General features: G+C 48.3%; 10 protein-coding genes. 5 read left to right on the forward strand and 5 right to left on the reverse strand.

Annotated features, from left to right (window positions below):
• Positions 1–102: 102 nt before the first annotated feature.
• On the reverse strand, positions 103–975 hold the full coding sequence (locus I6E49_RS05635) for a glycoside hydrolase family 25 protein (protein ID WP_235400934.1): 873 nt from the start codon (positions 973–975) through the stop codon (positions 103–105).
• Between the two features lie 119 nt (positions 976–1,094).
• Complete coding sequence (locus tag I6E49_RS05640) at positions 1,095–2,744, reverse strand: diphosphate--fructose-6-phosphate 1-phosphotransferase (protein WP_235400935.1); 1,650 nt, start codon at positions 2,742–2,744, stop codon at positions 1,095–1,097.
• Between the two features lie 208 nt (positions 2,745–2,952).
• On the opposite strand from I6E49_RS05640, the gene I6E49_RS05645 reads away from it, so the two are divergent.
• The 5 genes from I6E49_RS05645 to I6E49_RS05665 all read left to right on the forward strand — a co-directional run bounded on the left by I6E49_RS05645 (position 2,953) and on the right by I6E49_RS05665 (position 9,542).
• The gene (locus I6E49_RS05645; RefSeq protein WP_235400936.1) at positions 2,953–3,222 is read left to right on the forward strand and encodes a hypothetical protein; all 270 of its coding nucleotides are present in this window, start codon (positions 2,953–2,955) and stop codon (positions 3,220–3,222) included.
• 46 nt (positions 3,223–3,268) lie between these two features.
• Positions 3,269–3,829, forward strand: a complete 561-nt coding sequence (locus tag I6E49_RS05650; RefSeq protein ID WP_235400937.1) for a 1-acyl-sn-glycerol-3-phosphate acyltransferase — start codon at positions 3,269–3,271, stop codon at positions 3,827–3,829.
• A 160-nt stretch (positions 3,830–3,989) separates the two neighbouring features.
• Positions 3,990–6,926: a golvesin C-terminal-like domain-containing protein gene (locus I6E49_RS05655; RefSeq protein WP_235400938.1), complete on the forward strand. Its 2,937-nt coding sequence runs from the start codon at positions 3,990–3,992 to the stop codon at positions 6,924–6,926.
• 34 nt (positions 6,927–6,960) lie between these two features.
• Complete coding sequence (locus I6E49_RS05660) at positions 6,961–7,287, forward strand: hypothetical protein (protein WP_235400939.1); 327 nt, start codon at positions 6,961–6,963, stop codon at positions 7,285–7,287.
• A 20-nt stretch (positions 7,288–7,307) separates the two neighbouring features.
• A complete protein-coding gene (locus I6E49_RS05665; RefSeq protein WP_235400941.1) occupies positions 7,308–9,542 on the forward strand; it encodes a YgiQ family radical SAM protein in 2,235 nt (744 codons plus the stop codon).
• Between the two features lie 210 nt (positions 9,543–9,752).
• Here the strand turns inward: I6E49_RS05665 and I6E49_RS05670 are convergent, their stop codons facing one another.
• The 3 genes from I6E49_RS05670 to I6E49_RS05680 form a co-directional block, all read right to left on the reverse strand.
• Positions 9,753–10,037, reverse strand: a complete 285-nt coding sequence (locus I6E49_RS05670) for a putative quinol monooxygenase (protein ID WP_235400943.1) — start codon at positions 10,035–10,037, stop codon at positions 9,753–9,755.
• 319 nt (positions 10,038–10,356) lie between these two features.
• Positions 10,357–11,433, reverse strand: a complete 1,077-nt coding sequence (aroC, locus tag I6E49_RS05675; RefSeq protein WP_235400944.1) for a chorismate synthase — start codon at positions 11,431–11,433, stop codon at positions 10,357–10,359.
• 75 nt (positions 11,434–11,508) lie between these two features.
• On the reverse strand, positions 11,509–12,129 hold the full coding sequence (locus I6E49_RS05680) for an FKBP-type peptidyl-prolyl cis-trans isomerase (RefSeq protein ID WP_235400945.1): 621 nt from the start codon (positions 12,127–12,129) through the stop codon (positions 11,509–11,511).
• Between the last annotated feature and the right edge of the window lie 91 nt (positions 12,130–12,220).

Here is a 12,220-nt window from a genome sequence, read left to right on the forward strand (position 1 = left end):
GAGAAAATATGCGACGACGTTAGTTTGTCAGTATCGCCCGTTGGATTTCAATTCAGATACAACTTGAATTAAGAATCAAACCAGATGAATGCTTGATTCTTTTCACCATACGGTGTCTTGATTGCCAATGGTAAGTTTTTTCATATCATAGAACGAACCGTTGTAGATGTTGAAGTCTACATAGCTCTTTATACCAGGAAGTCGGCCAACGTCGGTATGCTGCCAGAATTTCCACGCTCCTTTGTATTCCACCTTGTCGACATAGTAATGGGCTATCCAGTAAGGGTAGTCGTCGAATACGGGCTTGCTTAAGTATTTCTCCTTGAATTTGTAATACGTGTAGATGATAGGCTTCACGTGATATTTATCCTCAACGATGTGAAGCCATGTCAGTATGTCGTGTTGGAAATCCTCAACCGAGCGGTCGGCAGGTTTATGTTCTACGTCAAGAACCGGAGGCAGGTCGCCCTCTTCAAGACGTACGGTATTAAGGAAGTGGTAGGCCTGCGAGCGAGCTGACGACTTGTTGCTCCAGAAGTGATAGGCGCCACGTATGTATCCATATTCGCGTGCCTGGCGGAAGTTCTCCTTGAATTTGTCGTCAACGCGTGTTGAGCCTTCTGTTGATTTTATCATTATAAAACGCAGCGGGCATCCCTCGATGCTGGCTCCACGCAGTTTGTCCCAGTCTATGTCGCCCTGATAGTGCGAAATGTCTATGCCGTGTATTTCGTATCCGGCAGGATAGTTGGCATCGCCGAACAATGCACGCCATCTGAATCCGGTAGGGCTTACAAGAAACGAGTAGAACAGCCACACGTACAGACACACTACGGCAATGCCGCCAACCCACCATGCTGCATGCGGATTGCGTGCGAGCAGGGCGCTGAGTGCCGACTGCTTCTTTGTGGAAGAGGCTTTGCGTGTAGTTTTCTTTCTTTTGTTTGCTTTGCGTGCGTGATTCTGTTCACTCATAGTTTCTAATGAATTTGCAATATATGCTCAGGCTTAAACAGAGAGAGCAGAATGGCTGAAGCCACTCTGCTCTCCATCTTATCTTTAACTCAGTAAGAAGTTGTAGCTTGACAAGTGAATTACTTGCCCTGCTCAAGCTTCAGAGTCTTAGTAGGCTGATCGCAAACCTCTGACGGACCCCAGTACTGAACCGGACCCGGGTATACGTAGCAATCGTTCTTGGCCCACTCCTCACGATGAGCAGCGAAGAACTTGAACGGAGCACCGTCGAGCTCTACAAGAGCCTTGCGGATAACAGGCTTGTTGGCACCGTTACGACGCTCGATGTTCATCATCATTGTGATAGGCACACCACCTGCAATCCACTCAGCGGCAGGAGCAGTAGTGTTCTTGATTACTGACATGTAGCCAGTCTTGCCGTTGGCAATGAGGCGTGAAGCGTTGTAGCCGAGTGAGTAGCAATAGTCAGCGTCGTAGTTAGACGGAGCAGCGCAACGTCCCTCATAGCCGAAGAAGTGGTGCTGTGCTGAGAAGTTGCCATTGTACTTGCCCTCTTCCTTCCAAGCTTCGAGCTTCTTCTCAACCATACGTGAGAGGAGCTTCTCTGTCTCGATGAGCGAAACCTGAACGTTTCCGTGCGGGTCGCGGTCAAGGCAGAGCTGACGTGCAACGTCCTCAGGAAGCGACTCGAGAATAGCAAGGTTGTCCTTAGCGATAGAGCTCTTTACGAAATCGATCTGCTCCTCAGCGTTGGCAAACTCACGTGACTCGCCAGTAGCAGGATCGGTAAGAACCTCGTTGAGCTCAGCGATGAGCTTCTTGATAGCAGGGATGAACTCGATAAGACCCTCAGGAATGAGTACAGTACCGAAGTTGTTGCCATCGGCAGCACGGTCGGCTACTACCTTAGCGATATATGTTACAACATCGTCAAGTGACATCTCCTTAGCCTCAACCTCCTCTGAAACGAGGCAAACGTTAGGCTGGGTCTGAAGAGCGCACTCAAGAGCGATGTGAGAAGCCGAACGGCCCATGAGCTTGATGAAGTGCCAGTACTTGCGGGCTGAGTTGCAGTCGCGCTGGATGTTGCCGATAAGCTCAGAGTATGTCTTGCAAGCTGTGTCGAAACCGAATGAAGTTTCGATCTGCTCGTTCTTCAAGTCGCCGTCGATAGTCTTCGGGCAGCCGATTACCTGAACACCGTACTTCTTTGCTGCATAGTACTCAGCGAGTACGCAAGCGTTAGTGTTAGAGTCGTCACCACCGATGATGACGAGAGCCTTGATGCCGAGCTCGCGAAGAATCTCGATACCCTTCTCAAACTGCTCTTCCTTCTCAAGCTTGGTACGGCCAGAACCGATGATGTCGAAACCGCCAGTGTTGCGGTAAGCATCCATAAGCTCAGGAGTGATCTCCTTGTAGTTGTGGTCAACCAGACCGCCAGGGCCGAGGATGAATCCGTACAGCTTGTTAGCGGGGTTGAGTGACTTTACACCGTCGAAAAGACCTGAAATAACGTTGTGGCCGCCAGGAGCCTGACCACCTGAAAGAATTACACCAACATTGAAAGCCGGAAGCTCCTTCTTCTCGCCAGCTTCGAATGTGATGACGGGCATTCCGTATGTGTTAGGGAACAAAGCCTTGATGTCATCCTGGTTACCTACTGACTGTGTAGCCTCACCTTCTACGGCCTTCACCGGTCCCTGAAGAGCCTTGGGCAATTTGGGCTGATAAGCAGCTCTTGCAATCTGCAATGCACTAATTTCCATTTGATGTTAAAAATTAAAAAGTATGTATTATTGAAATAAAATCTACCTTTATATTATTTCGTGCTGCAAAAATACGCTTTTTCTGTGACATACTGAAAATATTGGACGGAAAACTTTAAGCGATTACATTTTTTATTGATATTACTTGTTACGTATTCTTTTTTTTTCTATCTTTGGCAAGAAATTATATTAAATCATAAAAGGAATTATGGCTAATAAACGAATCTTAAAACGAAAAATCAATTACGTATGTAGCGAACTTTTTTCAGAAGTAGTGGCTGCATCTTATTCAATAAAGGCTGACGAAGAAAACGTTAAGGCCTTGCTTACTTCTATTCTGGTAATCCACAACGACTACATCCGCCGCATATCGCATGTAGAGCCGGGAATGCCGGCTTCTGAATTCTTCAAGGATCTTATCACAAAGTTCAACAAGCAGGTGTCTGAAATCATCGACCAGATTTCAAACTTTGAGTAAATTGGCTTGTTAGACATTAATATCTGGTTAAGAAAATAAAGGAATAATGAGTTTATTGCAACGTTTTTGCAGAACGGTGCTCTACAAGCGCATGCATTGGCGTGCCGAGATAAGTGTGGAGTTTCCCGAAAAATATATCTTGTGTCTTGCACCTCATACGAGCAACTGGGACTTTATAATGGGTCTGCTCTACTCGCGTGCCGAGAACCTGAAGATCAACTTCCTTATGAAGAAGGAATGGTTCTTCTGGCCTTTGGGCGTTTTCTTCCGTAGCATAGGCGGAATACCCGTCTATCGTGGCAAGCATACAAGTATGACCGACGCTCTTGCCGAGACAGCACGCAACACTCCCCACTTCCGCCTGTGTGTCACTCCTGAGGGAACCCGTTCGCTCAATCCCGAATGGAAGAAGGGCTTCTACTTCATAGCATTGAAGGCTAACATACCAATACTGCTGTACGGACTCGACTTCGAGCGCAAGCTCATAGAATGCAAGCATGTGATTGTGCCGACAGGCGACGTTGAGGCTGACATGAAGAAGATAAAGTCCTACTTTAAGGATTTCAAGGGTAAGAAGCCCGAACTCTTCACCGTCGGAGACATATAAAATAGGTGTGGCGAATCAATATTCGCATACTGCATTCCGAATGTAGTCCTTTTGCTCTGTAAAAGGACTACATTTGCAATGTAAAAGGGGTCCTTTTGAACGGCAGAAGGAGTCCTTTTGCAAGCCCAAAGGAGCCCTTTTGAAGGGCAGGGGGACAACAATGGAAAAATCATATAATCAGAGTTGTAAAATGAACCGAGTCATATCCATACTATTCTGTGCCTTTTCGATGGTTGCAGTTCAGGCTGTAGCTGGCAGCAACAAGACGCTGCCAAGTGAAAAAGTGGAAGCTCTTCTGAAAAACTATGTTTTGCAGAACAGGGCAAAGAATGTCACTTACCATACACAGCCTTATCTTGAGAAGTTTAGTGTGGACAACCGCAAGCGTGAGCTACGGGTGTATGTCAGTACGTCGTTTGCTACGCAGGAGTTTACCGAGAAGTCGGTAAAGTTCTATTACAAGCGTCTGGCGAAGTCTCTGCCCAAGCCTTACAACAAGTATTCGCTCAGCATTGTGGCTGCAGGTCTGCCCATTGAGCAGCTTGTGGCTGGTGCATGTGTGGAAAATGCTGGCGTACCATCGGCATGGGGCAAGATAGAATATGACGGTGCTCCATGGGTTTACGATGAGTCGCGCCCTTACTTCATCTCGCACGGATTGTTCGACAGGCACATTTCTTTGTGGGCTTCGCACGGAATATATTATGATACGAAGAAGTCACGCTGGCGTTGGCAGCGCCCAAATCTGTATGGCACTACCGAGGACCTTTTCACCCAAACCATCGTTGTGCCTTATCTCATTCCGATGCTTGAGCGTGCTGGAGCTGTGATTTATACTCCACGCGAGCGCGACTGGCAGAAGAACGAAGTGCTGGTAGACAACGACAACGGTCGTGGATATGTAGAAGACGACGGCCGTGAGAAGTGGCAGACTGCCAAGGAAAAAGGTTTTGCCGTGCGCAATGGAGTGTATCGTGACGGCGAGAACCCGTTCCTTCAAGGCACCGTGCGTCAGGTTCGTACCGTGCGTAAGGGTCATGAATCGTGGGCTTCCTATCAGCCTCAGATTCCGCAGGCAGGCCGTTATGCTGTGTATGTGAGCTATCAGACTCTGCCCAATAGCGTGTCTGACGTGCAGTATATAGTATGTCATAAGGGTCAGCGCACTCTGTTTCGTGTCAACCAGCAAATGGGTGGAGGCACATGGGTTTATCTTGGCACTTTTGATTTCGGCAGCGGCAGCAGCACCGACAACCGTGTGATAATCACCAACCTTTCCGACCAGAAGGGTATCATAACAACCGATGCTGTGCGTTTTGGCGGAGGCATGGGCAATGTGCAGCGCTATGGCGTCACGAGTGGAATGCCACGTTGTCTGGAGGGTGCCCGTTACAATGCCCAGTGGTCGGGTGCTCCTTATAGCGTTTATGGTGGGAAGAATGGTACAGACGACTATTCTGACGACATCAATACCCGCTCGAATATGGCCAACTGGCTTGCAGGAGGCTCGGTTTATGTGCCGACACGCGAGGGCAAGAAGGTTCCTATCGAACTCTCGCTTGCTGTGCATAGTGATGCAGGATATACGTCGGTGCCCGACTCGATAATAGGTTCGCTGGCAATATGCACCACCAACTTCAACGACGGACGGCTTAATAGTGGCATTTCGCGCATGGCTTCGCACGACTTCGCCGAACAATTGCTCGAAGGATTGCGTCGCGACCTTACGTTCAAGTATGGCAAGTGGACTCGCCGCTATCTATGGGACCGTAACTATAGCGAGACCCGCCGCCCGGAAGTTCCGTCGGCTATAGTCGAGACTATGTCGCATCAGAACTTTGCCGACCTCAAGCGTGGATTCGACCCTAACTTCAAGTTCACTATGGCACGCTCGCTCTACAAGACCATATTGCGCTACGTCAGCAGCAACCATTCTCGTCCATGTATAGTTCAGCCTCTGCCGGTAGACAATTTCCGTATAGAGAATATCGGAAACGGCCAGTTGCGACTGTTGTGGCTTCCCGTAAAGGACGAGCAGGAGCCTACAGCCGTGCCCACATCTTATAATATATATGTGGCGAAAGGCGCAGGCGGTTTTGACAACGGACGTATGGTGCACGCCACTTCTTATGTGATTGACGTGCAGCCCGATGTAGTCTACCGATTCCGCGTAGCCGCTGTGAATAGGGGAGGCGAGAGCTTCCCGTCGGAGACGTTGGCTGCCAAACTGTCATCGGTTCCTCATGCACGCAACGTTCTTGTGGTGAATGGATTCAAGCGCCTTTCGGGTCCGGCTGTAGTTGACAATGAAACACAGCAGGGCTTCGACATGGACAGCGATATAGGCGTTTCTTATGGACTCACAGCAGGGTGGAACGGTCGTCAGCAATGCTTCGACCGTAGTCGTGCAGGAAGCGAAGGTCCGGGAGCGTTGGGATATTGTGGAGACGAACTTGCAGGCTCGTTTGTGATGGGCAATCAGCAGAATGAATCGGTTTGTCACGTGGAAAATATTGCAACCTCGGGAGATTACAATGTGGTGAGCTGCTCGGTGGAAGCTTTGGAGAACGATTTCGTACGCTCGACAGACTATGACGTTATGGACATTGCTTTCGGACTGCAGAAGGACGACGGTCATTCGCTTGTGCGCTACAAGACCTTCACATCGAGACTGCGCAAGCAGCTTGAGGCATTTACGGGTCGTGGCGGACGCATTATGGTGAGCGGAGCTTATGTGGGCAGCGATATGTTGCGTGCCGACGAGCGACAGTTTCTTGCCAATGTGGTCAAGGCATCGTACGAACGTGCCGACCGCTCCATTAATAATAATGTAATAAACGGACTGGGAATCAAATTCGACATCATCCGCCATCTCAACCCCATGCACTATGCTGCAACGTCGGTAGACGTAATGCATCCTGCCGCTTCGTCGGCATTTTGCGCAATGCAGTATGCCGACGGTTCGAGTGCTGCGGTAGCTTATGACGGTAGCGACTACAAGTGCTTCGTTATGGGCTTCCCCTTCGAGTGCATCAACAATATGAATGCACGCCGACAGGTGATGAAGGCCGTAATGGACTTCCTCGTCAAGAGATAGAAACAAGACTAATAACTTTAAAAAACTAATGATTATGTACAAAATTCAGGCAAATGCATCAGGCACAAGAAGCATTGAGGTGAGTGACTTGCATCTAGAAACGCTTCGCAAATATTCTTTTCTTGACAGCTTGGTAGACAGCAACGGTATTATCGACGAGACTGTGCTCGACAAGCTTAAGCTTAACGTGCGCTCATTGCTGGAGTCGTCGGGCATAAGCGACAAGAACTTGCTCGACCTCTGTCTTGATGTAATCTACAACAATAATATGAAGGCTATCGGCTTGTCTAATCTTGTGACGCTCTATAAGGAGTGGGAACAGAACAAGCCGTCAGCTGAAGAGGAAACAGAACAGAATTAATAACACGTAAAGTATATACAATGAAAGAATATAGGCTCACCGATTGGCTGCCTACTACAAAAAAGGAAATGGAAATCCGGGGATGGGACAGCGTTGACGTTATCCTGTTCTCGGGCGATGCGTATGTTGACCATCCGTCGTTTGGTGCCGCTGTTATCGGTCGCACGCTTGAGTCGGCGGGCTATAAAGTGGCAATAGTGCCGCAGCCCGACTGGCACGGCGACTTCCGCGACTTCAAGAAGTTGGGACGCCCCAATCTCTTCTTCGGTATTGCTCCGGGATGTATGGATTCTATGGTCAACAAGTACACAGCAGGCAAGCGTCTGCGTTCGGAGGATGCCTACAGTCCTGACGGTCGTCACGACTGCCGTCCGGAATATCCTACCATTGTATATACTAAGATTCTGAAACAGCTCTTCCCTGATGTTCCCGTCGTGTTGGGAGGTATTGAGGCTTCACTTCGCCGACTGACTCATTACGACTACTGGAAGGACGGACTGCATAAGTGTATCCTCTGCGATTCGGGTGCCGACATGATAATCTACGGAATGGGCGAGAAACCTATTCTGGAACTTTGCAGCCAGCTCAGCGAGGGTAAGCAGATTGCTGAAATACGCAATATTCCACAGACGGTATATCTCACAAAGGAGGACGAGATACCTGGCGGAATAACCTCGGACGACATCGTCCTGCACAGCCACGAGGAATGTCTGCGAAACAAGAAGGCTGAAGCCGACAATTTCCGTCATATCGAGGAGGAATCGAACAAGATGCACGCACAACGTCTGCTGCAAGAGGTAGACGGCAAGTATGCCGTTGTCAATCCTCCATATCCACCGATGACATCTGAAGAACTCGACCGCTCGTTCGACCTGCCATATACGCGTCTGCCTCATCCTAAATATAAGGGCAAGCGCATTCCAGCTTACGATATGATCAAGTTCTCGGTCAACATGCATCGTGGATGCTTTGGCGGTTGCGCCTTCTGTACTATCAGCGCCCATCAGGGCAAGTTCATAGCTTGCCGTTCGAAGGAGAGCATAATAAAGGAGGTGAAGAAGGTGATAGAAATGCCCGACTTCAAGGGCTATCTGTCCGACCTTGGCGGACCCTCGGCCAATATGTATGGAATGCACGGCAAGAATCCGAAGGCGTGTGCTGTGTGCAAGCGTCCCTCGTGCATCAATCCGCAGATTTGTCCTAATCTCGTAACCGACCACACTCCGCTGCTTGAAATCTATCATGCGGTAGACGCTCTTCCTGGAATTAAGAAGAGTTTCATAGGTAGTGGCGTGCGCTACGACTTGCTTCTGCATAAGAGCAAGGAGGAGAAGTGGAATGCTGCTGCACGTCAGTACACCCGTGAACTTATCTGTAAGCACGTGAGCGGCCGATTGAAGGTGGCTCCCGAACATACTTCAGATGCCGTGTTGAAGCTTATGCGCAAACCTTCATTCAAACTGTTTGAGGAGTTCAAGCGCATCTTTGACAAGATCAATACCGAGGAGAATTTGCGCCAGCAGATAATTCCTTACTTCATAAGTTCGCACCCGGGCTGCCGTGAGGAGGATATGGCAGAGCTGGCAGTCATTACCAAGCGTCTTGACTTTCATCTTGAGCAGGTGCAGGACTTCACGCCTACGCCGATGACTGTAAGTACGGAGACGTGGTATTCTGGTTATGATCCTTATACTCTCGAACCGGTATTCTCTGCCAAGACTCTGCGCGAAAAGCTTGCCCAGCGCCAGTTCTTCTTCTGGTATAAGCCAGAAGAGCGTCGTGGCATTGAGCAGGAATTGCGCCGAATAGGTCGTCCCGACCTTATACAGCAGCTATATGCAGGTGTGCCTGCTCCCAATCAGGGACGCAACTTCGGCAACAATCGTCGTCCAGAATTTGAGCGTCAGCAATTCGAACGTGACATTCAGCCACGCGACAAGAACCGTCGTGGACACGACAAGCAGTCGGATAAGTATGAAGGTTATGGCAAACAAGGCGCTCAGCGTGATGGTTACAGCAAGCAAGGTTCACAGCGTGATGGCTACGGCAAGCAGGGCACTCAGCGTGATGGCTATGGCAAGCAGCGTGACTATTCCGGCGGTAAATATGGTGGCGGAAAAGGCTATAATGCTGCTGGTGGCAATTACGGTGGCAGCAATTATGGCAACGGCAGTTATGGCAGCAAGACTAACGGCAATGGTCATGGCGCCAAGGCAAACCGTAAGGACAACGGTCGCAATACAAGAAGAAAGTAGGTTTTTGTATTGTGCTTTATAGTCATGAATTACCATTCGAATTATCCATGAGTTTTTTAGCAAATTAGAATTCATGGATAATTCGTGATAATTAATGACAAAATATTTTTCGTGTTAACTCATGACGAAAATATTTTCGTGTTAACTCATAACAAGAATATCCTTTTGTAGATATATGTTGACAAAAGTTTTTAGTGTACGAAAACGAGTTTAGAACTCGAATTTCTCCAGTTTCAATCCGTTCTTTGTGAGTGCTTCGATTTTGGGCACGAGACTGGTGAAGTGAGCCGAGGCAATATGAGCCTTCAATACTTCCTCGTCCTTCCATGTTTCGCAGAACATCATCACCAATGGACGTGTAGCGCTTGTGAAGAGGTCGTACGAAACGCAGCCCTCGTCGTTGCGTGATTTGTTCACAAGTTCAGTACCGAGATTCTTTACTGCGTCAATGCTGGCGTTGTCTTTCACTTCGAAAAATGCATTCAGTCTAATCATAATATTGATTTTTTAAAAAGTTGTACAATCAGCTGTTTATTTGTAAATTCAATGGCTAAGTTATATAAATTTATTGACTTGTAAAATATTTGGCCGATAAATTTATAATTTATTATACCGTAATAAAACAAATTTAGGGCAGTCAATTGACTGCCCTAAACCAACACAAAAACTAAACTAGACTTAACTAAGCTAATCTAAGGCTCTCACGAGTCCCAAATTATCATGTGCAAAAATAGTGATAATTCATGAAATATTCCCCCCCCCATTTTGAAAAAAATGCTAAGAAGTATTATTTCTATTTTAATCTATGTTAATCTTATACTACAATATTATTGTTGAGCATAATATAGTCCAAAATGGTCATTGCAGTCATGGCTTCAACCACCGGTACTGCACGAGGCAGAACGCACGGATCGTGTCGTCCGCGCGCACGGAGTGTTGTATTGTTGCCGTCCTTGTCTACGGTAGGTTGCTCTTGAAGAATGGTTGCTACGGGTTTGAAAGCCACACGGAAGTAGATGTCTTCGCCATTGCTTATTCCTCCTTGAATGCCTCCGCTATGGTTGGATGTTGTGTGTATTTTGCCGTTGTCGGATGTGAAGATGTCGTTCTGCTGGCTTCCTCTTGACGTGACGCAGTTGAAGCCTTCGCCTATTTCAAACCCCTTGGCGGCATTTATGCCGAGCATTGCTGCTCCGAGCACGGCGTGCAGCTTGCCGAATTCCGGTTCGCCAACGCCCACTGGACACCCTTTCACTACGCATGTAATGATTCCTCCTATTGTGTCGCCCTCCGCTTTCACCTCGCTTATGAGGTGTTCCATCTTGGTGGCAACCTCGGCATCAGGACATCTTACTATGTTGCTTTCGACAGATGAGAGGTCGTACTTGCTATAGTCGCGGTCGAGAGCTATGTCGCCTATCTGCGATGTGTAGGCAGTTATGCTTATGCCCATTTTGCGCAATACGAGCTTTGCCAATGCTCCACCCACGCATCGGCTTATTGTGATGCGTGCCGAAGAGCGTCCGCCGCCCCTATGGTCGCGTATGCCATACTTGCTTGTGTATGTGAAGTCGGCATGGGAAGGGCGGAATACAGAGCGCATATTGTCGTAGTCGTTGGAGTGCTGGTTGGTATTGCGCACGACAAACCCAATAGGGCAGCCGGTCGACTTGCCTTCAAACACTCCGCTGAGAAACTCCACCTGGTCGGGTTCGTTGCGTGCTGTGGTTATCTTGCTCTGTCCGGGACGTCGGCGGTTGAGTTCGCTCTGTATGAACTCCATGTCGATGTCCACTCCTGCAGGCATTCCATCCACTACGCCTCCTATGGCAGGTCCGTGGCTCTCGCCGAACGTTGTCAGCGTGAAAAGGTTTCCAAATGTATTTCGCATAATTAGATTATTTAAATGTTCGCAAGCAGGGCTGTTCTTGTTCCCTGCTTGCGAAGGTTCTGTTATATATATAATTTAGTGGCAGTGTCCGCAGCATCCGCCCTCTTTCGAGTGCTTCTCGTCGTGGTGTCCGCATCCGCCTTCGCCTTTGCATCCACCTTCGTTCTCGCATCCGCCGCAATGTCCGCTGCATCCGCCACCGTTCATGTGGTTGAGCAGAGTCTGTATCTCGTCGTTTGTAGCTTCACGGTTCTCAATAACGTAGCCCTTGAAGTTGAGTTTGTTGCCAGCGAGCGGGTGGTTGAGGTCAACCTTAACCTTGTCAGCACCGATTTCAAGAACCTTTGCTATAAAGAAGTTGCCGTCCTCGTTCTTGAGAGGAATTTGTGCTCCCTTGAATATGTTCTTGCTGTCGAAGTGTCCGTCAACGGTGAACATCTCCTTGTTGAGTTCGATAACACGCTTCGGGTCATATTCGCCGAACGACTTGTCCTTGTCGAGTTCGAAGTCAAACTTCTCGCCGCGACCCAGATTCTTAAGTATGTCCTCGAAGGCATCAAGGGCTGTACCGAATCCAGTAATGAACACGAAAGGCTGTTCCTGAGTTGTTTCCTCTACGAGGTTGCGTTCGCCGTTCTCGTTAATGGTGAAAAGCTGATAGTGTGCAGCAATAAGTTTGTTTGTCTCTTTTTCCATTTTTGATATTGTTATTTATTTTTACGTTCTTTCCTTCTGTTTGCGTATCTTTAAAGTGAAGATAGGGCAATGATTGTGCAAAGGTACGATA

The organism is Leyella stercorea (assembly GCF_021531655.1).

Coding starts and splice junctions, on each gene's coding strand:
- I6E49_RS05670 (WP_235400943.1), bottom strand. CDS start 10,037: ATGATTAGACTGAATGCATTTTTCGAAGTGAAAGACAACGCCAGCATT.
- I6E49_RS05680 (WP_235400945.1), bottom strand. CDS start 12,129: ATGGAAAAAGAGACAAACAAACTTATTGCTGCACACTATCAGCTTTTC.
- I6E49_RS05650 (WP_235400937.1), top strand. CDS start 3,269: ATGAGTTTATTGCAACGTTTTTGCAGAACGGTGCTCTACAAGCGCATG.
- I6E49_RS05640 (WP_235400935.1), bottom strand. CDS start 2,744: ATGGAAATTAGTGCATTGCAGATTGCAAGAGCTGCTTATCAGCCCAAA.
- I6E49_RS05655 (WP_235400938.1), top strand. CDS start 3,990: ATGGAAAAATCATATAATCAGAGTTGTAAAATGAACCGAGTCATATCC.
- I6E49_RS05645 (WP_235400936.1), top strand. CDS start 2,953: ATGGCTAATAAACGAATCTTAAAACGAAAAATCAATTACGTATGTAGC.
- aroC (WP_235400944.1), bottom strand. CDS start 11,433: ATGCGAAATACATTTGGAAACCTTTTCACGCTGACAACGTTCGGCGAG.
- I6E49_RS05635 (WP_235400934.1), bottom strand. CDS start 975: ATGAGTGAACAGAATCACGCACGCAAAGCAAACAAAAGAAAGAAAACT.
- I6E49_RS05665 (WP_235400941.1), top strand. CDS start 7,308: ATGAAAGAATATAGGCTCACCGATTGGCTGCCTACTACAAAAAAGGAA.
- I6E49_RS05660 (WP_235400939.1), top strand. CDS start 6,961: ATGTACAAAATTCAGGCAAATGCATCAGGCACAAGAAGCATTGAGGTG.